A 24,238-nucleotide genomic window follows, 5' to 3' on the forward strand; every position below is an offset into this window, starting at 1 on the left:
TTTGCACTCCGCTGTTCTGCTCATCGAGTTCGGTTCCATCATCCTCGGCCTCGGCCTGCTCGGCCGGTTCGCCGCCCGGTTCCGGCTCTCGCCGATCCCCCTGTACCTCCTGGCCGGTCTGGCCTTCGGTGAGGGCGGTCTGCTGCCGCTCGGCGCGAGCGAGGAGTTCATCGCCACGGGCGCGGAGATCGGCGTCATCCTGCTGCTGCTGATGCTGGGCCTGGAGTACACGGCGAGCGACCTGGTCTCCAACCTCAAGACGCACTACCCGTCCGGTCTGGTCGACTGCGCCCTCAACGCGCTCCCCGGCGCCGCCGTGGCGCTGCTGCTCGGCTGGGGCCCGGTGGCCGCCGTCGTGCTGGCCGGTGTCACCTGGATCTCGTCGTCCGGTGTGATCGCGAAGGTGCTGGGCGATCTGGGCCGGGTCGGCAACCGGGAGACGCCGGTGATCCTCAGTGTGCTGGTGCTGGAGGATCTGGCGATGGCGGTGTACCTGCCCATCGTCACGGCGCTGGTGGCGGGCGTCGGGCTGCTGGCCGGCAGCGTCACCCTGGCGGTCGCGCTGGGCGCCGCCGGGCTGGTGCTGTTCCTCGCCCTGCGCTACGGCAGGCTCATCTCCCGGTTCGTCTCCAGCGACGATCCCGAGAAGCTGCTGCTGGTCGTGCTGGGCCTGACGATCCTGGTCGCGGGTATCGCCCAGCAGCTCCAGGTGTCGGCGGCGGTCGGGGCCTTCCTGGTGGGCATCGCGCTGTCGGGGGAGGTCGCGGAGGGCGCGCACACCCTGCTGAGCCCCCTGCGTGACCTGTTCGCGGCGGTCTTCTTCGTCTTCTTCGGGCTGCACACCGACCCGTCGAGCATCCCGCCCGTCCTGCTGCCCGCGCTCGGCCTGGCCGTCGTCACCGCACTGACGAAGATCGCCACCGGGTACTGGGCGGCCCGGCGGGCCGGGATCTCCGTCAAGGGCCGCTGGCGGGCGGGCGGCGCGCTGGTGGCCCGCGGCGAGTTCTCGATCGTCATCGCGGGTCTCGCGGTCGCGGCCGGTGTGGAACCGTCCCTCGGCCCGCTGGCCACCGCGTACGTACTGATCCTGGTCGTCCTGGGCCCGCTCACCGCGCGCTACACCGAGCCGGTGGCGACGTGGTGGTCCCGCCGCCGTGCACCCCGCCCCTCGCAGCCCGCACCCCGAGCAGCGGAGACGGAGGCACCGGTCGCCGACTGAGGGGGACGGGGTGCCGGGCCGGCCCCGACACCGGTGGCCGGGGCGCGTCGCGGGCCCCGGTCAGGCGTTTCCGCCCGGCACCCACCCCTGCTTGCGCAGCACCCCCGGCACGTCCGGCGCCTCGTAGTGTTCGCCCTTGAGGACCTTGCCGTCCTCCCGGCGGGAGACCGAGCCGTCGGGGCCGAGCTTCGTCATGTTGGAGCGGTGGATCTCGGCGAGCACCGCGTCGAGGTCGATCCCGTGCACGAGAGCGGTCCCGTAAGCCACGTACACCACGTCCGCCAACTCGTGGGCGAGCCGGTCGAGCGGACCCCGCACCGACACCTCGGCGACCTCAGCCGCCTCCTCCGCGAGAAGCTCGCCGCGATGGGCCGCCAGTTCCGCGGAGACCTCCGTAGGGGTACTGCGGGCGTCCAGGCCGAAGGCGCGGTGGAATTCACGGACCAGGTCAGCGGGCGAAGAACTCATGGGGGCGACTGTAGTACCGCCCACCGACACTCCCCCACCGCCGGCTTGTGACCCCTGCCCTGGTCAGGGTGCCTCCTGGCTGGCAGGATCGCCCGCATGTCCAGAACGCTCACCCCCGTCGGCAGGCGCCGGGCCCTGCAGGGCGGCACCGCCTCCCTCGTGGTCCTCGGGCTGCTGATGTGGTGGCTGCGCCCCTGGGCCGATGAACCGCCGGGCGGGACGATCACGTTCAGCACGGGCACCCGCGCGGGCGTCTACCACGAGTACGGCCGGCTCCTGAGCGACGAGATCGACAAGGACATGCCCGACCTGAAGGTGCGGTTGCAGCCCAGCGCCGGTTCGCAGGAGAACGTCGCGGACGTGGCGACGGGCGACGCGGACTTCGCGATCGCCGCGGCCGACGCGGTCGCCACCTACAAACTCGGCAAGGCCCCGGGAGCCGACCGGCTGCGCGGTGTCGCGCGCCTGTACGACGACTACGTCCAGCTCGTCGTGCCCCCGGACTCGGAGATCCGCTCCGTGGCGGATCTGCGGGGCAAGCGTGTGGCCATAGGGCTGCCCGACTCCGGTGTGCGGCTGATAGCGAACGGCGTGCTCAGGGCGGCCGGCATCGACCCGGAGAAGGACATCATGCCGTCGTCGGACGGCATCGACACCGGGCCCAAGCGGCTGGGCCACGGCCTGGACGCGTTCTTCTGGTCGGGCGGCCTGCCCACCGACGGGCTCAGCCGGCCCGCCAAGAAGTCGGCGTCGGCCTTCCGGTTCGTGCCGATCGACGCCACGCTCGTGGCCAGACTGCACGATCAGGGCGGCGCCACGCGCTACTACCGGGCCACGAAGATGCCGGAATCGGCCTACCCCACCATTCAGCGCGGCAAGGCGGTACCGACGCTGGCGGTGTCCAACCTGCTGATCACGCGCAGCGACATGGATCCGCGGCTCACCGAGTGGCTGACCCGTACGGTGCTCGACAGCCGGGACCTCATCGGCGCGACCGTCCACTCCGCGCAGCTGGTCGACGTCCGTACGGCGATCTACACCGACCCGCTGACACTGCACCTCGGCGCCCAGCGCTACTACCAGTCGGTCAAGCCGTAGCGCCCGAGCCGCACCCGGCCCGACGGGGTTGCCGTCGGTCAGGCCGTGGGCGCCGATCTCGGTACCGACACCGTCACCTTCAGTCCGTGCGGCTCATGACGGTCGTACGCGATCGAACCGCCGCCCGCCGCGAGCAGTGCCCGTGAGATGGACAGCCCGAGACCCGAGCCCTTGACGTTCTGGTGCCGGCCGCTGCGCCAGAAGCGGTCCCCGACGCGGGTCAGCTCCTCCTCGGTCAGGCCCGGCCCCTGATCGGTCACGACGACCGTGGAGGTGTCGCCGTTGGAGGCGACGGTCACCCCCACGGCCTGCCCCCCGGGCGTGAACTTCACCGCGTTGTCGATGACGGCGTCCAGCGCGCTGGACAGGGCGACCGGGTCGGCCCACGCGGTCGTGGGCGGGCAGTCCCCCACCAGCCGCACACCCTTGGCCTCGGCGGTCGGCGCCCAGGCCGCGAGGCGTTCGGCGGCGAGCTCCCCGATGTCGGTGACCTTCAGATCCGCCTCGGTGTGCTCGGCCAGCGCCAGGTCGAGCAGGTCGTCCAGGACCTGCGCGAGGCGCTTGCCCTCGGCCTGGACCGAGGCGATCTCCTTGTTGCCCTCGGGCAGTTCGAAGGAGAGCAGCTCGATGCGCAGCAGCAGCGCGGCGAGGGGGTTGCGCAGCTGGTGCGAGGCGTCGGCGACGAAGGCGCGCTGCTGTTCCAGCACATCCTCGACGTTGTCCGCCATCTCGTTGAACGACCGGGCGAGGCGCTGGAGCTCCGGCGGCCCGCCGGCGGCCGCGACCCGGGACTTGAGCCGCCCGGTGGCGATGTCGTGGGTGGTGGCGTCGAGGACGCGCACGGGCTTCAGCACCCAGCCGGTCAGTCGCAGGGCGGCACCGACGGCCAGCAGCATCGCGGCGAACTCGCCCGCGCCGATGACCAGCCAGCCGTGCAGCGTGCGGGAGCGCAGTTGCCCGGTGGGCGAGTCGGTGACGACGACCGCGACGACGTCACCGTCCCGGATGACCGGCGAGGCGACCACGAGATTGCGGCGCTGCCAGGGCCACACCTGCTTCGGGTCGTGGCTGCGACGGCTGAGCTTCGCCTCGTCGAAGGCGTCCCGCACCTCGCCCTCCTCGGGCAGCGACCACTCGGCAGGTGCGTGGGCCATGGCCCGGCCGGTGCGGTAGAAGACACCGGACCGGATGCCGTAGACCTCGTAGTAGCTGCGGAGCTCGCTGCTGAGCGTGGCCAGGCGTTCGTTCTCGAAGGCGCCGGTGGTGCCGTCGGGCGAGTCGGTGACGAACTGGGCGAGGGCGGCGAAGCGGGCCGTGTCGTCGATCCGGTCGACGACGACCTTCTGCTGCTGTGCGCCGGCGAGACTCACGGCCAGCGGCACGCCGAGCGCGAGCAGCACGGCCGCCATCAGGACGATGAGCAGGGGGAGCAGACGAGTGCGCACCCGGCCCCGCTACCCGGCAGGCGCGACGAGCCGGTATCCGACTCCGCGGACGGTCTCGACGAGGGCCGGCATCCGCAGCTTGGCGCGCAGCGACGCGACGTGCACCTCCAGGGTGCGCCCGGTGCCCTCCCAGCTGGTCTGCCACACCTCGCTGATGATCTGCTCCCGGCGGAAGACCACTCCGGGCCGCTGCGCCAGCAGGGCCAGCAGGTCGAACTCCTTGCGGGTCAGGCTGATCACCGCCCCGTCCACACTCACCCTGCGGGTGGGCAGCTCGATGTGCACCGGGCCGAGCCGCAGCTCGGTCTCGATGCCGCTGGAGGTGTCCTCGTGGGAGGTGCGCCGGCTGACCGCGTGGATCCGGGCGAGCAGCTCCCCGGTGTCGTAGGGCTTCACCACGTAGTCGTCGGCACCGAGGTTGAGGCCGTGGATGCGGGAGCGCACGTCGGAGCGGGCGGTGACCATGATCACCGGAGTGCTGGTGCGCTTGCGGATCTTGCCGCAGACCTCGTATCCGTCCTGGTCGGGCAGGCCGAGGTCGAGGAGGACGACGCCGAAGCAGTCACCCTCGGGGACGAGTGCCTGAAGGGCCTCCTCACCGCTGCGCGCGTGCGTGACGTCGAACCCGTGCCGCGCCAGAACCGCCGACAGGGCGGCGGCGACGTGGTTGTCGTCCTCGACGAGCAGCAGTCTCATCCGGTCCCCCTTCAGTTCACTGGCCGTACGATCTGGATGCGTACAAAATGCGTGCACACACGCGCGTGTGCACCTTGTGCAGTCACGCTGATGGATGAGGACGGCGTCAAGAGAGTTCCGGTTGCGGAGCCCTTCCGTTACCCGGCCGATATCAGCGCTGCTCACAAGTGCTACGACACGTGTCCGATTGCTATCGGATCGTGATGCTCAGATTCCCCTCAGATGTAATGACGCAGGTCGTAGAGGGTAACTACTGTCCTCCGAAACCGAGGAGGACGGAGCCTGAGAGCGATGACCGAAGTATCGGTGGCCAAGGAAGATGTGGCCGCGACCGGAGAACTGGTCGTCCTGAAGAGCGTCAACAAGCACTTCGGCGCGTTGCACGTACTCCAGGACATCGACCTGACGATCGCCCGCGGTGAAGTCGTCGTGGTCATCGGACCCTCCGGGTCCGGCAAGTCCACCCTGTGCCGCACCATCAACCGCCTGGAGACGACCGACTCCGGCTCGATCACGATCGACGGCAAGCCGCTGCCCGCCGAGGGCAAGGAGCTCGCCAAGCTCCGCGCCGATGTCGGCATGGTCTTCCAGTCCTTCAACCTCTTCGCGCACAAGACCGTGCTCGAGAACGTGATGCTCGGCCAGATCAAGGTCCGCAAGAAGGACAAGAAGGCGGCCGAGGATCGGGCCCGGGCGCTGCTCGACCGGGTCGGCGTGGGCGCGCAGGCCGAGAAGTACCCGGCTCAGCTCTCCGGCGGCCAGCAGCAGCGCGTCGCCATCGCGCGCGCCCTGGCCATGGAGCCGAAGGTGATGCTCTTCGACGAGCCCACCTCCGCGCTCGACCCCGAGATGATCAACGAGGTGCTGGAGGTCATGCAGCAACTCGCCCGCGACGGCATGACCATGATCGTCGTCACCCACGAGATGGGTTTCGCACGATCGGCCGCAAACCGCGTGGTGTTCATGGCAGACGGCCGAATCGTCGAGGAGGCTGCGCCCGATCAGTTCTTCAGCAATCCGCGCAGCGACCGTGCCAAGGACTTCCTGTCGAAGATCCTGCACCACTGACGGCGTGGGTCGCGTCCGACGCGCCCCCGTGTCGCCCGCCCCTTGAGGGCCCGCATCTCTTCACCAGCCAAAGGATGTTCATCATGAAGCTCCGCAAGGTCACCGCCGCCTCGGCCACCGTCTTCGCTCTCGCTCTCACCGCCACCGCGTGCGGCGGCGACAACAGCACGGGCGGCGACTCCGGCTCCGACGGCGGCGGCAAGACGATCACGGTCGGCATCAAGTTCGACCAGCCCGGCCTCGGCCAGAAGACGCCGCAGGGTTACGCCGGCTTCGATGTCGACGTCGCCACGTACGTCGCGAAGAAGCTCGGTTACAACGAGGACCAGATCGAGTGGAAGGAAGCGAAGAGCGCCGACCGCGAGACCATGCTGAAGCGTGGTGACGTCGACTTCATCGCGGCGACGTACTCGATCACCCCGGAGCGCCAGGAGTCGGTCGACTTCGCCGGTCCCTACCTGCTGGCGCACCAGGATGTTCTGGTTCGTGCGGACGACAACAAGATCAAGTCGCCGAAGGACCTGAACAACGCCAAGCTCTGCTCGGTCACCGGCTCCACCTCGGCGCAGAACGTCAAGGACAAGCTCGCTCCCAAGGCGCAGCTGCAGCCGTACCCGACGTACTCCGCCTGCCTGCCCGGTCTGCAGAACGGTGCCGTGGACGCGCTGACCACCGACGACTCGATCCTCGCCGGTTACGCCGCCCAGTCGCAGTTCAAGGGCAAGTTCAAGCTCGGCGGCTTCAAGCTGACGAACGAGAACTACGGCATCGGCGTCAAGAAGGGCAGCGACCTCAAGGACAAGATCAACAAGGCCCTTGAGGAAATGGTCGCCGACAAGTCCTGGCAGAAGGCCGTGGACGAGAACCTCGGCCCGGCCAACTACAAGAACGAGCCGGCGCCGAAGATCGGCGAGATCAAGAGCTGAAGCAGCGCCTGACAGGGTGCGCCGCCCACCGGAAGGGGCGGCGCACCGGCGTGGGCATCCCTACACGCGGAAGCACGGGAGATCGTGTTCGACTTTCTTGAGGATTACGACCTGCTGGGAGCCTTCTGGACGACAGTGCAGCTCGCTGTGCTCTCCGCCGTCGGCTCCCTGATCTGGGGCACGTTGCTGGCCGCCATGCGCGTCGGCCCGGTGCCGCTGATGCGCGCCTTCGGGACCGCGTACGTGAACATCGTGCGCAACATCCCGTTGACCGTCATCATCCTGTTCACGTCGCTGGGCCTGAACCAGACGTTGGGAGTCTCCCTCGGCGCGAACGACGTCGAGACGATCAACTTCCGGCTCGCCGTACTGGGCCTCATTCTCTACACCTCGTCCTTCGTGTGCGAGGCGCTGCGCTCCGGCATCAACACGGTGCCGGTCGGGCAGGCGGAGGCGGCCCGCGCGATCGGTCTCAACTTCAACCAGGTGCTGGGTCTGGTCGTGCTGCCCCAGGCGTTCCGGTCGGCCGTCGTGCCGCTGGCGAACGTGCTGATCGCCCTCATCAAGAACACCACGGTGGCCGCCGCCATCGGTGTCGCCGAAGCGGCGGTGCTGATGAAGGAGATGATCGAGAACGAGGCGCAGCTGCTGCTGATCTCCGCGATCATCGCGTTCGGTTTCGTGATCCTGACGCTGCCGACCGGCCTGTTCCTCGGCTGGGTGGGCAAGAAGGTGGCGGTGAAGCGATGAGCTCTGTTCTGTACGACGCGCAGGGACCTCGCGCCAAGCGCCGCAATGTCATCCTCACGGTGGTCTTCCTGGTCGCCGTCGCGGCCCTGCTGTGGTGGGTCATCGGGACCCTCAAGGACAAGGGCCAGCTCGAATGGGCCCTGTGGGAGCCGTTCGTCCACACCGAGGCCTGGTCCACGTACATCTGGCCGGGTCTGCAGAACACCCTGAAGGCCGCCGCCCTGGCGGTGATCATCGCGATGCCGCTCGGCGCGGTCCTGGGCATCGCCCGTCTGTCCGACCACGTGTGGGTCAGGGTGCCGGCCGCGGTCGTGGTGGAGTTCTTCCGGTCCATCCCCGTGCTGGTCCTGATGATCTTCGGCCTCGCTCTCTTCGCCGAGTACACCAACGTCACCTCCGACGACCGTCCGCTCTACGCGGTCGTCACCGGCCTGGTGCTCTACAACGCCTCCGTACTGGCGGAGATCGTCCGGGCGGGCATCCTGTCCCTGCCCAAGGGGCAGTCCGAGGCGGCGATGGCCATCGGCCTGCGCAAGGGCCAGCTGATGCGCCTGATCCTGCTGCCGCAGGCCGTCACCGCGATGCTCCCGGCCATCGTCAGCCAGCTGGTCGTCATCGTGAAGGACACCGCACTCGGTGGCGCCGTCCTCACCTACGCCGAACTGCTCTCCTCGGCGAACACGATGAGCGGCTACTACGGCGCGAACGTCATCGCCAGCTTCACGGTCGTGGCGGTCATCTTCATCGCGCTCAACTTCGCCCTCACCTCGTTCGCCAGTTGGCTGGAGCGCCGGCTGCGGCGCGCCAAGAAGTCGACGGGCGCGGTCGTGGGCCCGAACGACGCGGAGATCGCCGGCACGGCCGGGACCGGTGCCGGAGGCACCGTCTGACACCCGGTCACCTCACGTGACACACTCAGGGGCAGTGGCATGATCGCCACTGCCCCTGGTCACTTGACGCAAGCACCCGCAATAGGTTGCATACGTTCTGTGATCGTGCACCCTGCTCCACCCTCCTGTTCACCTACGTCTCTCAAGACATCACCGCGGGCGGGGGGCGGCTCGCCGTGGATCCGGTGATCATCGTCGGAGCGGGGCCCGTCGGGCTCACGCTCGCCCTGGCGCTGGCGCGTCAGGAGGTGCCGTGCGTCGTCCTCGACGAAGGCCCGGGGAAGGACGAACCTCGCGCGGCGCGCACCGTCGTCCTGCGCGAGGACACCGCCGCCTTGATGGAACGGCTGACCGGTGTGCCCCTCGGCCGAGCCGGCGCGCACTGGGCCGGATGGCGGTCCATGCGGCGCAAGCAGGTGATGCGCGAGGTCGTTTTCGACGGCACCGAGCCCGCCCCCCTGCACATCGCGCAGCACGTGCTGACCGGCGCCCTGCGCGCGGCCCTCACGGGCGAACGGCTCGTCAAGGTCGCGGTGGACAGTCGCCTCGACGGCCTCGAACAGGAGCGCTCGGGCGTGACGGCCCACACCCGCGGCCCCGGGGGCACGTGGTGGCGCGGCAGTTACCTGGTCGGCTGCGACGGCCCCCGCTCGACCGTCCGCAAGATCCAGGACATCCGCTTCCCGGGCCGTACGGCGGTGGAACGTCACGCCGTCGCCGCGCTCCGTACGGAACTGCCCTGGCACGACGAGGCGTTGCTGCACCGCCTGCCGCCCTGGCGCACGTCCGGCCCCTCGGCCGGTGAGGTCACCGCGCGCCCGCTGCCGGACGGCGTCTGGCGTCTGGACTGGCTCCTGCCGGCCGGCAAGGACCTGGTCACCCCCGAACTGCTGCTCACCCGCATCCGGGAAACCCTGGCCGGCTGGGCGGGCGGCACGACCCCGCCGTACGAGCTGCTGGACACCGGTGTCCACACCGTCCACCACCGGCTGGCCCGCCGCTGGCGCGCCGACCGGGTGTTCCTCGCCGGGGACGCGGCCCATCTGCTCGGCGCGCTGGGCACGCACGGGCTGGACGAGGGCCTGCGGGACGCCGACAACCTCGCCTGGAAACTCGCTGTGGCCTGGCACCACGGGCCGCACGAGGCGCTCCTCGACAGCTACCAGACGGAACGCCGGGCGGTCGTCGCCGCCCGGCTCCGCGCCGCCGACCAGGCACTGCCGGTGCTGCGCGGCGGTGGAGGGTTGCGCGCCGTTGTGCCCGGCTCCTCCCGGGGGCACGACGCGCTCCTCACCGAGGGCCACCTGGGGCAGGGCCAGCTCGGCGCGCCGGGGGCGTACGCCGACTCGCCGCTCGCGCCCTCGCGGCTCGAGGGGGAGGTCCCGGTCGACACACCTCCCGGAGCACCGGTCACCGACGTACGGGTCACCGCGGAGGACGGCACCTTCGTACGGCTGCGGGACCGGCTCGGCCGCGGTGCGCTGCTCGTGGTGCTGATCGCGCCAGGAACGGGGGTGTGGGAGCGCAGGCACTGGGTCAGCGCGGGCATCATGCCGCAGCTGGCGGCGGCGGTCGCCGCGTTGCCGCACCCCGCCGAGCTGCTCGTCGCGGAGAGCTATCCGGGCGCGGCCGCGCACACCGTGCTGCTGGTACGTCCCGACGGGCACCTCGTCACCGCGCTGGGCGGAGTGCGCCCGGCGGATCTGTACGCGGCAGCGGAGGCGACGGTGGGCGGTCCGGTGAAGGCGCAGGCGGAGGCAGGTGCTTCGGCGGGATCACGCTGACGCCCGCAGAGGTGATGTGCTGACTGTCACGCTGCGTCCGCATGGTGACAGTGAGTTGACCCGTCCGGTCGGCCGTGGTGTACTCCGGTGCGTGACCGACACCTGTGTGCGCCTGTGGCGGAGGGTCCATATGGACCTTCTCCGCTATGCGGGCTGCGTGTGTCGCCCGTCCTGCTGATTTCGCATTCCTCTTTCCTGTGCGCGCGCCGCGCTCTGTCCGCCGGCCGCCGCGCCTCACTCGCGAACTCTCTTCAGGACCTTCAGGACGGCACCCGTGTCTGTACCCCCTTCATCCCCTTCTGCGCTCCCCTCTGTCTCCGCCGGTCCGGCTCCCACGCAGGCCGACCTCTATGACTTCGTCCGGCGCACCGCCGCCGACACCGAGCTGATCGACTCCCTGCCGCTCGATCCGGAAGGCCGCACATGGGTGCGGCTGGACGGACCCGGCGGCAGCGAGGCCTGGCTGATCGGCTGGCCGCCCGGCACGGGCACCGGCTGGCACGACCACGCCGACTCGGTCGGCGCCTTCCTGACCGCTTCCGGCGAGCTCAAGGAGAACTCGCTCGCCGCCCAGCTGCCCGCGGACGGCTGGAAGACCCTGGAACTCACCGAGGACGTGGACCGGGAACGCCGGCTGCGGGCCGGCCAGGGCCGCGCTTTCGGCCGGCACCACGTCCACGAGGTGCTCAACGAGTCTCCCGACCGGCACGCGATCTCCGTCCACGCCTACTACCCGCCCCTGCCGCAGATCCGCCGCTACAGCCGCAGCGGCCCGGTCCTGCGACTCGAGCAGGTCGAACGGCCGGAGGACTGGCAGTGAGCGCCGCACCCGGGCCGACGGGCCACGGCAGCCAACCACCGCTCGGCGTCGACGAGTTGCTGGAACGCGTCCGGGCGTCCTACGAGCGGATCGAACCGCAGGAGGCCTACGACGCCGCCCGGGCCGGCGACGCGCTCCTGGTCGACATCCGCTACGCCGCCCTGCGCGACCGGGACGGCCTCATCCCCGGCGCCGTGGTCGTCGAGCGCAATGAACTGGAATGGCGCCTGGACCCCCAGGGCAGCCACCGCATCCCCGAGGCCACCAGCCACGCCCTGCGCATCGTCGTCATCTGCAACGAGGGCTACGCCTCCAGTCTGGCGGCCCGGTCCTTGCACCACCTGGGCCTGCACCGCGCCACGGACCTGGCCGGAGGGTTCCAGGCCTGGCGGAGGGCCGGGTTGCCGGTGGTGTGAGAGCGAGGGCTGCTAGGGGAGGTAGCGGCGGAATCCCTCTGCGAGTGCTCGGAAACCGCATGCCTTGTAGAAGGTGTGGACGTACTCGTCGTCCGCTGCCAGGAGTTGAACCTTGTAGCGGCCCTCCGACTCACCCAGCCGCACAGCAGCCTCCATCAGCTGACGGCCGACACCGCGCCGCTGGAAGGAGCCGGCCACCACGACGTTCTCCACGAACAGGATCGCCCTGCCTCCGCGTGTGAGGTTGGGCAGGACGATGCAGTCCGCCGTTCCGGCCAGGGTGCCGGCGGCTGCAGCAACCAGGATCGTGCGTCCCTGCTGCCTTGATATGGCTGCCCAGATGGCATCTGCGGAGGACTGGGGCAATGGTGCGTCGTCCGGGTTCAACTCGCTGTACAGAGCGAGCAGCGCCGACACGTCCGCTTCATCCGCCGGCCGCACATTGATCTTCATGAGGGCGAGCCTAGGAGACGCACTGGCGGTCGGCCGCCTCTGATTCCCGGGCCGCTGAGTTCTGGGGCCGGGACTCAACCTGTCAGCGACATGGACCTCAGGGCAGAGATACATCCCTCAGATCGGCTACGTCCATCACATCAGTAGGACACCCCTCAGAACCCCTCGTCTCCGAGGAACTCCGTGTCCTCCCCCTCTTCCTCCAAGGCCTGCCGGACCACTCGCAGGGCCATGCCCTCGGAGTAGCCCTTGCGGGCGAGCATGCCCGCGAGGCGGCGGAGGCGCTTGTCGCGGTCGAGCCCGCGCGTGGAGCGGAGCTTGCGGGCGACGAGCTCGCGCGCGGTCTCCTCTTCCTGCTCGGAGTCGAGCTGCGAGACGGCCTCGTCGATCAGCGCGGAGTCGACGCCCTTGGTGCGCAGTTCCCGGGCGAGCGCACGCCGCGCGAGGCCCCTGCCATGGTGGCGGGACTCCACCCAGGCGTCCGCGAAGGCACTGTCGTTGACGAGGCCGACCTCTTCGAACCGTGAGAGCACCTCCTCGGCGGCGTCGTCGGGGATCTGCCGCTTGCGCAGGGCGTCGGCGAGTTGCTTTCGGGTCCGTGGGGTCCCGGTGAGCAGGCGCAGGCAGATCGCCCGAGCCCGCTCGACCGGGTCCCCCGAAGGTGCCTCATGCTCGGCCCTCGACGAGGAGAGGGCACCTCCGTCCTCGGGGCCGGCCGCCGTCTCACCGAAGCCTCGCCGACGACGACCGCGCCTGCCGCCCGGCCCGCCGCCACGCGGCCCGCCTCCGGGTTGGCCGCTCCCGTGCGGTCCGGAGTCGCCCCCGTCTCCGTACAGCCGGTCGCCCTCGTGCGGGGTGTGTCCCGGGTCGTCCGCCTCGTCCACGGCTGAGCCCGTGTCGCCTCCGGTGCCCCTCCCCCGTGGGGCACCGGAGGCGGCGTACTCGTACTCCGCCCAGTCGGTTCGCCGTGTCACGGGTCAGCTCTTGGCTGCGGCGGCCTTGGACTTGGCGGTCTTGGCCGGTGCCGGGACGGCGGGCGTCGCGTCGGCCGGTGCGGAGGCCGCGGCGTCCGCGCCCGGCTCGGAGGCCGGCTCCTCGGGGCGCACGCCGACGCCCAGCTTCTCCTTGATCTTCTTCTCGATCTCGTTGGCCAGGTCGGGGTTGTCCTTCAGGAAGTTGCGCGCGTTCTCCTTGCCCTGGCCGAGCTGGTCGCCCTCGTACGTGTACCAGGCGCCGGCCTTGCGGACGAAGCCGTGCTCCACGCCCATGTCGATCAGACCGCCCTCGCGGCTGATGCCCTGGCCGTAGAGGATGTCGAACTCGGCCTGCTTGAAGGGCGGCGCGACCTTGTTCTTGACGACCTTGCAGCGGGTACGGTTACCGACCGCCTCCGTGCCGTCCTTCAGGGTCTCGATGCGGCGGATGTCGATGCGCACCGAGGCGTAGAACTTCAGCGCCCGGCCACCGGTCGTGGTCTCCGGCGAGCCGAACATCACGCCGATCTTCTCGCGGAGCTGGTTGATGAAGATCGCGGTGGTCTTGGACTGGTTGAGTGCGCTGGTGATCTTCCGCAGGGCCTGGCTCATCAGACGGGCCTGCAGACCGACGTGACTGTCGCCCATCTCGCCCTCGATCTCCGCGCGCGGGACGAGCGCGGCGACGGAGTCGATGACGATGAGGTCGAGGGCGCCGGAGCGGACCAGCATGTCCACGATCTCCAGGGCCTGCTCGCCGTTGTCCGGCTGGGAGAGGATGAGGTTGTCGATGTCGACGCCGAGCTTCTTCGCGTACTCGGGGTCGAGTGCGTGCTCCGCGTCGACGAAGGCGACCTGGCCTCCGGCCTTCTGTGCGTTCGCCACCGCGTGCAGGGTCAGGGTGGTCTTACCGGAGGACTCCGGCCCGTAGATCTCGACGACACGGCCGCGGGGCAGGCCGCCCACGCCCAGGGCCACGTCCAGGGCGGTGGATCCGGTCGAGATGACCTCGATGGGCTCCTGGGTCCGGTCGCCCATGCGCATGACCGCGCCCTTGCCGAATTGCCGTTCAATCTGTGCGAGCGCGGCATCCAGGGCCTTCTCGCGGTCGGTTCCTGCCATGGGTTCCACCCGATTTGCTTGAGTCGATCGCTTCACGTCAAAGACGCTAACGCCTGCCACTGACAACGCGCCCCGACGCACGTCCGGCCTGTGGATAACTCGGGCATTTCTCTACCCAAAGTACGTCGAAATGCCCTTCGTTGAAGCCCCGCCGGTACCTCCATGAGAATGGATGTTCGATTTCAGTGTCAAGCGCACCACGCGGCACATCCGGAACCGGGCCGGGCTGCCGCTCGGTCACCGGCGAAGCGACCGAATCGCCGGTACGAGACCAGATCACCGGCACGAGATCCGATCGCGGGCGATGAGATCGGCTCGGGGGCGACGGGGTCAGGAGGAGTTCTGCCCGGGCCCCCGGTTCTCATGCCGCTCGGGCTCGCGGCGTCGCTCCCACAGTCCCTTCGCCCGCGCGAGCAGGCCCGGTCCCTCGCCCCGTCGCCGGTGGCCGTGCACCCGGGGGTCGTCCGTGACGTCGTAGCGCTTCACGTACGCCCCGAGGAAGGCCTGGAGCGTGGCGATGGCGGGGATGGCGATCAGCGCGCCGACGGCGCCGAGGAGGGCGGTGCCGGCGATGACCGAACCGAAGGCGACGGCGGGGTGGATGTCGACGGTCTTGGAGGTCAGCTTGGGTTGCAGCACGTAGTTCTCGAACTGCTGGTAGATCACGACGAAGATCAGTACCCACAGCGCGTACCAGGGGTCGACCGTGAAGGCGATCAGCATCGGCAGGGCGCCCGCCAGGTAGGTGCCGATGGTGGGGATGAACTGCGACACCAGCCCCACCCACACGGCGAGCACGGGCGCGTAGGGCACGTCCAGGGCCTGGAGCAGGACGAAGTGCGCCACGCCGGAGATCAACGCCATCAGGCCGCGGGAGTAGATGTAACCGCCGGTCTTGTTCACGGCGATCTCCCATGCGCGCAGCGCCTCCGCCTGGCGGGCGGGCGGCAGGACCGAGCAGATCGCACGGCGCAGTCGCGGGCCGTCCGCGGCGAAGTAGAACGAGAACAGGGCGATGGTGAGCAGCTGGAAGAGGCCGCCGATGACCTGGGCGGACACGTCCAGGACGCCTGTGGCGCTGTTCTGGACGTAGTTGCGCAGCCAGTCGGAGCGGAGCAGGCCCTCCTGGATGTCGACGCGCTTCAGGTCGGTCTTGAAGTGCGTGTTGATCCAGTTGATGACGGAGTCGAGGTACTCGGGGAAGCCCTCGATCAGCTTGATGATCTGGTCCGCGAGGACGGAACCGAGCAGGGTGACGAAGCCTGCCGACACGATCATCACGCCGATGAAGACGATGAACGTGGCGAGACCCCTGCGCATGCCGCGGGAGGCCATCCAGCTCACGGCGGGCTCTATGGCGAGCGCCAGGAAGAACGCGATGAGGATGTTGACCAGCAGACTGGTGAGCTGGTGGAAGGCCCAGCTGCCCAGCTGGAACGCCGCGACGAGGGCGAGCGCGAGCACCATGGCGCGGGGCAGCCAGCGCGGCATACGGCCGTTCGCCCCGGCCCCGGCCGACGGGGGCGGGGCAGGCGGCATCGGGCCGGAAGCGGAGGACTGCTGGGCTGCCTGCCCGGTCTCGTCAGTGGGTGCCACGGTCCAAGTCTCGCCCACGCCACCGACAGCCGTCTGCCCGGCTGCGATCTTCGTGACCGGTCAGCGACATCGCCGACCGGCAGCCCGGTCCGGCCGCTGGTCGGCAAGGCCAACGGGCCCCGCACCCGGGCTCACGCCCACCCCTGCGATGGCCCCTGGGGTCAGCTCCCACCGGCGACCGTCAGCGCCTCTCCCGAGGCACGTCCATCACCGAGCAGACCACCTGCCAGACCTCCTTGGCGTCCCAGCCGGCGGCAAGCGCCTCGTGCACCGTGCGCCCACCGAGTTGGGACATCACGTGATCGCGCGCGAAGGTTTCGGCGTAACCAGGACCGAAGTGCTCCGCCATCCGCTGCCAGAAGACCGTCAACCGCATGACTCCAGTATCCCGCCCCTGGGGGTGGGCCTTGGCCGGGACCGCCTGCCGGTGCCGCTTCGCGCCCTACGGTCTGACCCATGGCCGAAACAGGAGCTACCGAACTTCCCCCGACGCCCGCGCCGCACAGCCCCCTCGCGCGCGCGGAGCGTTTCGTCTGGCTCACCGCGCGCGTGCTCGAGCAGCGCCGCTTCGCCCACCACTTCCGGGGTGCCGCCGCCGATCCCGTGGAGACCGCCCTGGACGCCTACCGCAACGAGGACGGCGGGTACGGTCACGCGCTGGAGCCCGATCTGCGCGGCCCGGTCAGCCAGCCGCTGCACACCGCGCACGCGCTGGCCGTACTCGACACCGTCGGACGCTGCGCCGGACAGCGGGTGGAGCGGATGTGCCGTTACCTGACGTCCGTCTCCACCGCGGACGGCGCCCTCCCGGCGATCCACCCCAGCCAGCGCGACTACCCCACGGCCCCCTTCGTGACGGTCGTGGACGACCCGCCCAGCGCCCTGTTGGCCACCGGGCCGGTGGTGGGCCTGCTGCACCGCAACGAGGTCTGGCACGCCTGGCTGTTCAGGGCCACGGACTTCTGCTGGCAGGCGGTCGAGTCCCTGGAGATGTCGCATCCGTACGAGGTCGAAGCCGCCGTGGCCTTCCTGGACTCCGCCCCGGACCGCCCGCGCGCGGAGGCGGCCGCCGGCCGGCTCGGCCGCCTGGTCCGGGCACACCGCCTCGCGGCCCTGGACCCCGACGACCTGGACGCCTACCCGGTATCTCCTGGCTACGCCCCGGGTGAGCACCACTTCCCGTACGACTTCGCGCGGACACCGCGCTCCCTCGCGCGCGCGTGGTTCACGGACGACGAGATGGCCCGGTCCCTGGACCACCTCGCGGCACAGCAACAGGAGGACGGCGGCTGGCCCGTCCGGTGGCGCCGCTGGGCCCCCGCCCCCGCGCTGGAGGCACGTCCGCTCGTGACGATCGAGGCCCTGCGCGTGCTCAGCGCGTACGGCAGGGCCGTCGACTGATCATCCCGCTCCCACTGCCCGCGTCGCCGCGGTCACCAGGACGGCCGCGGCGACGACGAGGAGGAACGGGGCACGCAGGAGCAACGCCACGGCAGCGGCGGCGAGGCCGGCGGCTCGCGCGTCCAGCACCAGCGTCTGCCCGTCGGCGAAGGTCTGCTGGGCGGTGAGGGCCGCCAGCAACGCGACGGGCAGCAGGGCGGCGAGACGCTTGACGAGGGGCCGTTCCAAGGTCTCCGCGGGCACGAGGAGGCCGGCCAGCTTGACGGCGTAGCACCCGAGGAAGGTCACCCCGATCGCGATCCAGACGTTCACCGCGCGTCCCCCTGCCCCTTGCGTCGGCCGTCCGCCCACAGCACGACCGGCGCCGCCAGCGCGGCCAGCAGCACCGGCACACCGGCGGGCAGCACCGGCAGCAGTCCGAGCCCCAGCAGCACGGCGAGCCCGGCGACGGCCCGCTCGGTGCCGGACTTCAGCATCGGCGCGAGCAGCGCCAGGAACACCGCCGGCCCGGCGGCGTCCAGGCCCCACGCGTCGGTGTCCCCGATGGCCTCCGCGCCCAGGGCGCCGAGCAGCGTGGTGAGGTTCCACAGGGCGTAGAGGGTCAGCCCGGTCACGACGAACCCGAGCCGTCCCGCGCGCCGGGTGGGCTGGGCGAGCGCGACGGCCGTCGTCTCGTCGATCACCCACTGGGCGGCGAACGGCCGCACCGCGCGCGGGAGGGCCAGCAGCTGCGACAGACGCAGGCCGTAGAAGGCGTTGCGCACGCCCAGGAAGAAGGCGCCGGCGGCCGCCGTGAAGGGGCTGCCCCCGGCTGCGAGGGCCCCCACGAGGGCGAACTGGGACGCCCCGGTGAAGACCAGAAGACTGAGCGCGCACGTCTGGAGCAGCGTGAGTCCGCCACCGGCCGACGTCACTCCGAAGGCGAAGCCGGACAGCCCGACGGCCACGCCGACCCCGAGGGCGTCGCGTACGACCGCCCGGTCCGTCTTCCCACCGATGTCTGCGTCTTCGAGAACTGTCCGATCTGCCACGCCCCGGACGCTACGGGCAGCGGCACCGGAGGTCTTGTACGTTCTTGCGCTCCCTCTGGTACGCCCCCGGAGGCACGCCGACCATCCGGCTGAAGTGCCGGTTGAGGTGCGGCTGGTCGGTGAACCCGACGGCCACGGCCACCTCGGAGGGCGTCGTACCCGCGTCCAGCAGCCGCCGGGCCCGTCGTACCCGCGCGTCCGTGAGCCAGGCGTGCGGTGGCATCCCGTAGGTGTCCCGGAAGGCCCGGAGCAGGGCGAAGGGGCTGGTCCCCAGACCGGCCGCCAGCCTCTCCAGGGTCGGCGGGCGCGCCATCCGCTCCTCCAGCACGTCACGCGCGCGTGCCGCGATGCGGGCGCCCGCCGTGCGGACCTCCCGCGGCGGCATGGGCCCGCCGTTCAGCCGCAGCAGCCGGGTCACGGCGGTCCGCAGCAGGGTGTCCGCGGCCAGGGCGTTGCCCTCGTCGGCGGCCCGCAGCACCTGGTGCACCAGCCTCGCGGCGTAGGGGTCGTCGACCACCGGACTGACGAACGCCGGTGTTCCGCGCAGCCCGGTCGTCTCGGCCGCGATCTCGGCCACGACGTCGGCCGGCGGGTACACGGCGCCGTACCGCCACCCTTCGGGCACCCCGGCCCGCCCGGTGTGCGGCGTATCGGGATTCACCAGTGCGAGAGCCCCCGCTCCCGCGTACTGGTCGCCTCCGGGATGGTGGAACACCTCGACCCCGTCGGCGATGGCGGCGATCACGAAGTTCTCGTGCGTGTGCCGGACGAACGTCTTGCGCACGTAGCGGGCCCGCAGCAGATCGACCCCGGGCAGCTCGTCGTACTGCCAGTGCCGTGCGCGCTCGTTCATATGACCATTGTCCCCGGCCGCGGACAATCACCCGGCGCACCCCGACAGCCCGGCGCACCCCGGAAACCCGGCCCACCCCGGGAGGCCTGGCTACCCCGGGAAGCCTGGCTACCCCCGGAAAGCCGGCTCACCCTCGGCAGTAGGCCACGGCCCGCACCCCGGGAGCCTGCCGACGGCCTCCCCAGGGGCGAGACCGCAGGCAGCGGGGGCGGTGAGGCCCCGTTGTCAGTGCCGAGGTGCACGATGGACGCATGCCCAGCAATGCGCACCGGCCCCTGGACGGCTTCTCCCCCGCGACCCGCGCCTGGTTCACGGGTGCCTTCTCCGCGCCCACCACGGCCCAGGCCGGTGCGTGGCAGGCCATCCGTGAGGGTTCGGACGTGCTGGTCGTCGCCCCCACCGGCTCCGGAAAGACCCTGGCGGCCTTCCTGGCCGCTCTGGACCAGCTGGCCTCGACGCCTCCCACCGCCGACCCGAAGAAGCGCTGCCGCGTCCTGTACGTCTCCCCGCTGAAGGCCTTGGCGGTGGACGTCGAGCGCAACCTGCGCAGCCCGTTGACCGGGATCCGTCATGAGTCCGTGCGTCTCGGCCTGCCCGAGCCCGAGGTCAAGGTGGGCATCCGATCGGGCGACACCCCCGCCGCCGAGCGCCGTGCCCTGTCGACCCGCCCGCCGGACATCCTGATCACGACGCCGGAATCGCTGTTCCTGATGCTGACGTCCGCCACGCGTGACGCGCTGGCGGGCGTGGAGACCGTGATCCTCGACGAGGTGCACGCGGTCGCCGGCACCAAGCGTGGCGCCCACCTCGCGCTCTCGCTGGAGCGGCTGGACGACCTTCTTCCGAAGCCCGCCCGCCGCATCGGCCTGTCCGCGACGGTCCGCCCGGTGGACGAGGTGGCCCGTTTCCTGTCGCCCCGCCGCAAGGTGGAGATCGTCCAGCCGGAGTCGGGCAAGGAGTTCGACCTGTCCGTGGTCGTCCCGGTGGAGGATCTGGGTGAGCTGGGCGGTTCCCCGGTCGCCGACGGTCAGGAGGGCGCCGAGCGCCCGTCCATCTGGCCGCACGTGGAGGAGCGGATCGCCGACCTCGTCCAGTCGCACCGCTCCACGATCGTCTTCGCGAACTCCCGCCGCCTGGCGGAGCGCCTCTGCAACCGCCTGAACGAGATCGCGTACGAACGGGCCACGGGCGAGCCCCTCGACGAGCATCACTCCCCCGCCGAGCTCATGGGCGGCTCGGGGGCGGCCCAGGGTGCCCCCCAGGTCATCGCCCGCGCCCACCACGGCTCGGTGTCCAAGGAACAGCGCGCCCTGGTCGAGGAGGACCTCAAGGCGGGCCGCCTGCCCGCTGTCGTGGCCACGTCCAGTCTGGAACTGGGTATCGACATGGGCGCGGTGGACCTGGTCGTGCAGGTGGAGTCGCCACCCTCCGTCGCCTCCGGACTGCAACGGGTCGGCCGGGCCGGGCACCAGGTGGGCGCGGTCTCCACCGGCGTGGTGTTCCCGAAGTACCGGGGCGACCTGGTGCAGGCGGCGGTGGTCACCGAGCGCATGCGCACCGGCTCGATCGAGTCCCTCAAGGTGCCGGCCAACCCGCTGGACGTCCTGGCCCAGCAGGTCGTCGCCATGACGGCCCTGGACACCTGGCAGTTCGACGATCTCCTCGCCGCGGTCCGCCGGGCCGCTCCCTTCGCCTCGCTTCCCGAGTCGGCCTTCACGGCGGTCCTCGACATGCTGGCGGGCCGCTATCCGTCCGACGCGTTCGCGGAGCTGCGTCCGCGCGTGGTGTGGGACCGGGTCACCGGCGAGATCACCGGCCGCCCGGGCGCGCAGCGGCTCGCCGTCACCTCGGGCGGCACGATCCCCGACCGCGGTCTCTTCGGCGTCTTCCTCGCGGGCGCCGATCCCAAGAAGGGCGGCGGCCGGGTCGGCGAGCTCGACGAGGAGATGGTCTACGAGTCCCGCGTCGGCGACGTCTTCACCCTCGGGACCAGCTCCTGGCGCATCGAGGACATCACCCGCGACCGTGTCCTGGTCTCCCCTGCCCCGGGGGTGCCGGGCCGGCTGCCCTTCTGGAAGGGCGACCAGCTGGGCCGTCCGCTGGAACTGGGCCGGGCGGTGGGCGCGTTCCTGCGCGAGGTCGGCTCTCTGCCCGAGGACGACGCCCGCCTGCGTCTCCTCGCCGCCGGGCTGGACGCGTGGGCGGCGGACAACGTGCTGTCGTACCTGCGCGAGCAGCGCGAGGCATGCGGTCACGTCCCGGACGACCGGACGATCGTCGTGGAGCGCTTCCGCGACGAGCTCGGCGACTGGCGCGTGGTCGTGCACTCCCCCTTCGGCGCCCAGGTGCACGCGCCCTGGGCGCTGGCGCTGGGCGCCAAGCTGTCCGAGCGGTACGGCATGGACGCGCAGGTCATGCACGCCGACGACGGCATCGTGCTGCGGCTGCCGGACGCGGACCTGATGGGACTGGACCTGCTGGACCAGGGGCCGGTGACGACGGGCCGGGAGTACGACGCCGAGCAGGCCCCCGTGGGCGCCGCCGACGTCGTCTTCGACAAGGGGGAGGTCGACCAGGTCGTCACCGACCAGGTGGGCAGCTCGGCCCTGTTCGCCTCCCGTTTCCGCGAGTGCGCCGCCCGTGCGCTGCTGCTGCCGCGCCGCAACCCGGGCAAGCGCACCCCGCTGTGGCAGCAGCGGCAGCGCGCCTCGCAGCTGCTGCAGGTGGCGAGCGAGTTCGGCTCCTTCCCGATCGTTCTGGAGGCGGTCCGCGAGTGCCTCCAGGACGTCTTCGACGTGCCCGGTCTCGTCGAGCTGATGGGCGATCTGGAGTCCCGCAAGGTGCGCCTCGTCGAGGTCACCACCGCGGAACCGTCGCCCTTCGCGCGCTCCCTGCTCTTCGGCTACGTCGCCCAGTTCCTGTACGAGGGTGACTCCCCGCTGGCCGAGCGCCGCGCCGCCGCCCTGTCCCTGGACTCGCGGCTGCTGGCCGAGCTGCTGGGCCAGGCGGAGCTGCGCGAACTGCTCGACGCGGAGGTGCTGACCGAGCTGGAGCGGGAGCTCCAGTGGCTCACGGAGGACCGCCGTGTCAAGGACGCCGAAGGGGTCGCGGACCTGCTGCGCGTGCTCGGCCCGCTCACGGACGCGGAGCTCGCCGAGCGGGGCGCCGAGCCGCAGTGGGCGCAGGAACTCGCCGGTGCCCGCCGTGCCATCCGGGTGCGTGTCGCGGGAGCGGACCACTGGGCGGCGATCGAGGACGCGGGCCGCCTGCGCGACGCGCTGGGTACGGCTCTGCCGGTCGGCGTCCCGGAAGCCTTCACCGAGCCCGTCAAGGATCCGCTCGGCGACCTCCTCGCGCGCTACGCCCGCACCCACGGCCCGTTCACCTCGGCCACGGCCGCCGCGCGCTTCGGACTGGGCGTAGCCGTCACCGAGGGCGCCCTCCAGCGGCTCGCCGCGGCGGGCCGGGTCGTCCAGGGCGAGTTCCACCCGGCCGGGATCGGCCAGGAGTGGTGCGACGCCGCCGTGCTACGCCGACTCCGCCGCCGCTCCCTGGCCGCCCTGCGGCACGAACTGGAGCCGGTGCCGCCGGCCGCGCTCGCCCAGTTCCTCCCCCAGTGGCAGCACATCGGCAAGGGCCACTCCCTGCGCGGCATCGACGGGCTGGTCCGGGCCATCGAGCAGCTCCAGGGCGCGTCCGTGCCGGCCTCCGCGCTGGAGAAGCTGGTGCTGCCCTCCCGGGTCGTGAACTACACCCCGGCCATGCTGGACGAGCTGACCGCCGCCGGAGAGGTGGTCTGGGCCGGGGCGGGCTCCCTCCCCGGCAAGGACGGCTGGGTCTCCCTGTACCTGGCGGACGCGGCCCCCCTGCTCCTGCCTCCCCCGCACCCCCTGGAGCTGACCGCCCTGCACCAGTCCGTGCTGGACACCCTCTCCGGCGGCTACGGCCTGTTCTTCCGCCAGATCGCCGACCAGGTCCGCGCCACCACGCATCCCGAGGCGGGGGATCCGCAACTGGCCGACGCTCTCTGGGACCTGGCCTGGTCCGGCCGTCTGACGAACGACACGCTCACCCCGATGCGCTCCCTGCTCGGCTCGGGCCGCACCGCCGGCTCCACGGCCCACCGCGCCAAGCGCTCCGTCCCGCGCGGCCGCTACGGCTCCCTGACGGCCGCGGCCCGCTCCTCGTCCCGCTCCGGCCCGCCGACGGTCGCCGGCCGCTGGTCGTTGCTCCCGGCCCACGAACCCGACCCCACGGTGCGGGCCCACGCGCTCGCCCGTACCCTCCTCGACCGGCACGGCGTGGTCACCAGGGGCGCGGTCTCGGCGGAGGGTGTGGAGGGCGGCTTCTCGGCGACGTACCGCGTCCTGTCCGTCTTCGAGGAGAGCGGCCAGGCCCGCCGCGGCTATGTGGTGGAGGGCCTGGGCGCCGCGCAGTTCGCGATGGACGGCGCGGTGGACCGCCTGCGCGCGGTGTCCAACGCCCGCGACCGCGGAGAGGACCTGCCCGGCCTGCCTCCCGGCTCCGCCCCCGACCCGTTTCCCGCCCATGACTTCCCCGCCCATGACTTCGCCGGCCCGGACGACGACGCCGCCCCCTCCCACGGGCACATCGACGGCCCCGGCCCCGGCCCCGACGGTTTTCCCGGCCTGGACCCCTCCTACGAGCCCCCAAGGCCGTCCCCGGGTGAGTGGGTGTCGCCCCGTGACCACCCCCCACAGCCCGCGCCGGCCTGGCAGAACGGTGGCCGCGCAGCGTACGACCGGGGGTTCCCGGGCCGTCGTACCCGCCCCGACAGAGCCTCCCGGGCCGTCGTGCTCGCGGCCGCCGACCCGGCGAACGCGTACGGCGCCGCGCTGACCTGGCCCGAGCCTCCGACCGGCGCGGGGCACAAGCCGGGTCGCAAAGCGGGCTCCCTGGTGGTCCTGGTCGACGGCGAGCTGACGCTCTACATGGAGCGCGGCGGCAAAACCCTGCTGGCCTGGCCCACGGACCCGGACGGCGATCCCGCCGACGACCCCCGGCTGCACAGCGCCGCCGAAGCCCTCGCCGCTGCAGCCCGCGCGGGTTCGCTCGGCACGGTGACGGTGGAGCGCGTCAACGGCGCCCAGGCCCTGACCTCCCCCATCGGCAGCCTCCTGGAAGGAGCGGGCTTCATCGCGACGCCCCGAGGGCTGCGCCTGCGCGCGTGACGGCCGGCCGCCCGCAGCCGTACCGGCCCGGCGTGC

22 protein-coding genes and 1 pseudogene are annotated in these 24,238 nt (G+C 71.4%); 12 read left to right on the forward strand and 11 right to left on the reverse strand.

Annotated elements, in window-relative coordinates:
• Window position 1 precedes the first annotated feature (1 nt).
• Window positions 2-1,219, forward strand: coding sequence for a cation:proton antiporter (locus AB0937_RS24715; RefSeq protein ID WP_366714355.1), 1,218 nt, complete (start codon window positions 2-4; stop codon window positions 1,217-1,219).
• 60 nt (window positions 1,220-1,279) lie between these two features.
• Here AB0937_RS24715 and AB0937_RS24720 read toward each other — a convergent pair whose 3' ends face one another.
• On the reverse strand, window positions 1,280-1,687 hold the full coding sequence (locus AB0937_RS24720) for a MazG nucleotide pyrophosphohydrolase domain-containing protein (RefSeq protein WP_366714356.1): 408 nt from the start codon (window positions 1,685-1,687) through the stop codon (window positions 1,280-1,282).
• Between the two features lie 96 nt (window positions 1,688-1,783).
• Here AB0937_RS24720 and AB0937_RS24725 point away from each other — a divergent pair, with 96 nt between their 5' ends.
• Complete coding sequence (locus tag AB0937_RS24725) at window positions 1,784-2,785, forward strand: TAXI family TRAP transporter solute-binding subunit (protein ID WP_366714357.1); 1,002 nt, start codon at window positions 1,784-1,786, stop codon at window positions 2,783-2,785.
• 38 nt (window positions 2,786-2,823) lie between these two features.
• Here the strand turns inward: AB0937_RS24725 and AB0937_RS24730 are convergent, their stop codons facing one another.
• Window positions 2,824-4,230, reverse strand: coding sequence for a HAMP domain-containing sensor histidine kinase (locus AB0937_RS24730; RefSeq protein WP_366714358.1), 1,407 nt, complete (start codon window positions 4,228-4,230; stop codon window positions 2,824-2,826).
• 9 nt (window positions 4,231-4,239) lie between these two features.
• Window positions 4,240-4,926 (reverse strand): response regulator transcription factor, encoded by a 687-nt coding sequence (locus AB0937_RS24735; RefSeq protein WP_366714359.1) that lies wholly within the window; start codon window positions 4,924-4,926, stop codon window positions 4,240-4,242.
• A 291-nt stretch (window positions 4,927-5,217) separates the two neighbouring features.
• Here AB0937_RS24735 and AB0937_RS24740 point away from each other — a divergent pair, with 291 nt between their 5' ends.
• The 8 genes from AB0937_RS24740 (at window position 5,218) to AB0937_RS24775 (ending at window position 11,580) form a co-directional block, all read left to right on the forward strand.
• On the forward strand, window positions 5,218-5,994 hold the full coding sequence (locus AB0937_RS24740) for an amino acid ABC transporter ATP-binding protein (protein WP_366714360.1): 777 nt from the start codon (window positions 5,218-5,220) through the stop codon (window positions 5,992-5,994).
• 83 nt (window positions 5,995-6,077) lie between these two features.
• Window positions 6,078-6,920: a glutamate ABC transporter substrate-binding protein gene (locus AB0937_RS24745; protein WP_366714361.1), complete on the forward strand. Its 843-nt coding sequence runs from the start codon at window positions 6,078-6,080 to the stop codon at window positions 6,918-6,920.
• 84 nt (window positions 6,921-7,004) lie between these two features.
• Window positions 7,005-7,670, forward strand: a complete 666-nt coding sequence (locus tag AB0937_RS24750) for an amino acid ABC transporter permease (RefSeq protein ID WP_366714362.1) — start codon at window positions 7,005-7,007, stop codon at window positions 7,668-7,670.
• A complete protein-coding gene (locus AB0937_RS24755; protein ID WP_366714363.1) occupies window positions 7,667-8,560 on the forward strand; it encodes an amino acid ABC transporter permease in 894 nt (297 codons plus the stop codon). Before AB0937_RS24750 ends, AB0937_RS24755 begins: the two co-directional genes overlap by 4 nt.
• A 176-nt stretch (window positions 8,561-8,736) precedes the next feature.
• The gene (locus AB0937_RS24760; RefSeq protein WP_366714364.1) at window positions 8,737-10,344 is read left to right on the forward strand and encodes an FAD-dependent monooxygenase; all 1,608 of its coding nucleotides are present in this window, start codon (window positions 8,737-8,739) and stop codon (window positions 10,342-10,344) included.
• Window positions 10,345-10,450: 106 nt separating this feature from the next.
• On the forward strand, window positions 10,451-10,522 hold the full coding sequence (locus AB0937_RS24765; protein WP_310851512.1) for a putative leader peptide: 72 nt from the start codon (window positions 10,451-10,453) through the stop codon (window positions 10,520-10,522).
• Between the two features lie 96 nt (window positions 10,523-10,618).
• Window positions 10,619-11,164 carry a cysteine dioxygenase gene (locus AB0937_RS24770; protein WP_366714365.1) on the forward strand — a complete coding sequence of 182 codons (546 nt, stop codon included), beginning with the start codon at window positions 10,619-10,621 and terminating at the stop codon, window positions 11,162-11,164.
• A complete protein-coding gene (locus AB0937_RS24775; protein ID WP_366714366.1) occupies window positions 11,161-11,580 on the forward strand; it encodes a rhodanese-like domain-containing protein in 420 nt (139 codons plus the stop codon). The genes AB0937_RS24770 and AB0937_RS24775 overlap by 4 nt, the downstream gene beginning before the upstream one ends.
• A gap of 12 nt (window positions 11,581-11,592) precedes the next feature.
• On the opposite strand, the gene AB0937_RS24780 is transcribed toward AB0937_RS24775, so the two are convergent.
• The 5 genes from AB0937_RS24780 to AB0937_RS24800 all read right to left on the reverse strand — a co-directional run bounded on the left by AB0937_RS24780 (window position 11,593) and on the right by AB0937_RS24800 (window position 16,101).
• The gene (locus AB0937_RS24780; protein WP_366714367.1) at window positions 11,593-12,033 is read right to left on the reverse strand and encodes a GNAT family N-acetyltransferase; all 441 of its coding nucleotides are present in this window, start codon (window positions 12,031-12,033) and stop codon (window positions 11,593-11,595) included.
• A 155-nt stretch (window positions 12,034-12,188) separates the two neighbouring features.
• Entirely contained in the window at window positions 12,189-13,007 is an 819-nt protein-coding gene (gene recX / locus AB0937_RS24785; RefSeq protein ID WP_366714368.1) for a recombination regulator RecX, read from the reverse strand.
• Between the two features lie 3 nt (window positions 13,008-13,010).
• Window positions 13,011-14,129 (reverse strand): recombinase RecA, encoded by a 1,119-nt coding sequence (gene recA / locus AB0937_RS24790; protein WP_366714369.1) that lies wholly within the window; start codon window positions 14,127-14,129, stop codon window positions 13,011-13,013.
• A gap of 330 nt (window positions 14,130-14,459) precedes the next feature.
• Window positions 14,460-15,725, reverse strand: a complete 1,266-nt coding sequence (locus AB0937_RS24795; RefSeq protein WP_366714370.1) for an AI-2E family transporter — start codon at window positions 15,723-15,725, stop codon at window positions 14,460-14,462.
• Between the two features lie 181 nt (window positions 15,726-15,906).
• Entirely contained in the window at window positions 15,907-16,101 is a 195-nt protein-coding gene (locus tag AB0937_RS24800) for a DUF3046 domain-containing protein (protein WP_366714371.1), read from the reverse strand.
• 80 nt (window positions 16,102-16,181) lie between these two features.
• Between AB0937_RS24800 and AB0937_RS24805 the strand changes: the two genes are divergently transcribed.
• Window positions 16,182-17,126 carry a hypothetical protein gene (locus tag AB0937_RS24805; protein ID WP_366714372.1) on the forward strand — a complete coding sequence of 315 codons (945 nt, stop codon included), beginning with the start codon at window positions 16,182-16,184 and terminating at the stop codon, window positions 17,124-17,126.
• Here the strand turns inward: AB0937_RS24805 and AB0937_RS24810 are convergent, their stop codons facing one another.
• The 3 genes and pseudogenes from AB0937_RS24810 to AB0937_RS24820 all read right to left on the reverse strand — a co-directional run bounded on the left by AB0937_RS24810 (window position 17,127) and on the right by AB0937_RS24820 (window position 19,010).
• Window positions 17,127-17,438, reverse strand: a complete 312-nt coding sequence (locus AB0937_RS24810) for an AzlD domain-containing protein (protein ID WP_366714373.1) — start codon at window positions 17,436-17,438, stop codon at window positions 17,127-17,129.
• Complete coding sequence (locus tag AB0937_RS24815) at window positions 17,435-18,124, reverse strand: AzlC family ABC transporter permease (protein ID WP_366714391.1); 690 nt, start codon at window positions 18,122-18,124, stop codon at window positions 17,435-17,437. Before AB0937_RS24815 ends, AB0937_RS24810 begins: the two co-directional genes overlap by 4 nt.
• Window positions 18,037-19,010, reverse strand: a pseudogene (locus AB0937_RS24820) (AraC family transcriptional regulator). Before AB0937_RS24820 ends, AB0937_RS24815 begins: the two are co-directional and overlap by 88 nt.
• Window positions 19,011-19,261: 251 nt before the next feature.
• On the opposite strand from AB0937_RS24820, the gene AB0937_RS24825 reads away from it, so the two are divergent.
• On the forward strand, window positions 19,262-24,202 hold the full coding sequence (locus AB0937_RS24825) for an ATP-dependent helicase (RefSeq protein ID WP_366714374.1): 4,941 nt from the start codon (window positions 19,262-19,264) through the stop codon (window positions 24,200-24,202).
• The last annotated feature ends 36 nt before the right edge of the window (window positions 24,203-24,238 follow it).

This window comes from Streptomyces sp. NPDC047880 (genome assembly GCF_040706515.1).
Taxonomy (GTDB): Bacteria; Actinomycetota; Actinomycetes; order Streptomycetales; family Streptomycetaceae; genus Streptomyces.

What these genes read in the sequence shown, in the direction of transcription:
- AB0937_RS24755 (WP_366714363.1), top strand. Translation starts at nt 7,667, where the DNA reads ATGAGCTCTGTTCTGTACGACGCGCAGGGACCTCGCGCCAAGCGCCGC.
- AB0937_RS24725 (WP_366714357.1), top strand. Translation starts at nt 1,784, where the DNA reads ATGTCCAGAACGCTCACCCCCGTCGGCAGGCGCCGGGCCCTGCAGGGC.
- AB0937_RS24780 (WP_366714367.1), bottom strand. Translation starts at nt 12,033, where the DNA reads ATGAAGATCAATGTGCGGCCGGCGGATGAAGCGGACGTGTCGGCGCTG.
- AB0937_RS24805 (WP_366714372.1), top strand. Translation starts at nt 16,182, where the DNA reads ATGGCCGAAACAGGAGCTACCGAACTTCCCCCGACGCCCGCGCCGCAC.
- AB0937_RS24735 (WP_366714359.1), bottom strand. Translation starts at nt 4,926, where the DNA reads ATGAGACTGCTGCTCGTCGAGGACGACAACCACGTCGCCGCCGCCCTG.
- AB0937_RS24800 (WP_366714371.1), bottom strand. Translation starts at nt 16,101, where the DNA reads ATGCGGTTGACGGTCTTCTGGCAGCGGATGGCGGAGCACTTCGGTCCT.
- AB0937_RS24825 (WP_366714374.1), top strand. Translation starts at nt 19,262, where the DNA reads ATGCCCAGCAATGCGCACCGGCCCCTGGACGGCTTCTCCCCCGCGACC.
- AB0937_RS24720 (WP_366714356.1), bottom strand. Translation starts at nt 1,687, where the DNA reads ATGAGTTCTTCGCCCGCTGACCTGGTCCGTGAATTCCACCGCGCCTTC.
- recA (WP_366714369.1), bottom strand. Translation starts at nt 14,129, where the DNA reads ATGGCAGGAACCGACCGCGAGAAGGCCCTGGATGCCGCGCTCGCACAG.
- AB0937_RS24745 (WP_366714361.1), top strand. Translation starts at nt 6,078, where the DNA reads ATGAAGCTCCGCAAGGTCACCGCCGCCTCGGCCACCGTCTTCGCTCTC.
- AB0937_RS24740 (WP_366714360.1), top strand. Translation starts at nt 5,218, where the DNA reads ATGACCGAAGTATCGGTGGCCAAGGAAGATGTGGCCGCGACCGGAGAA.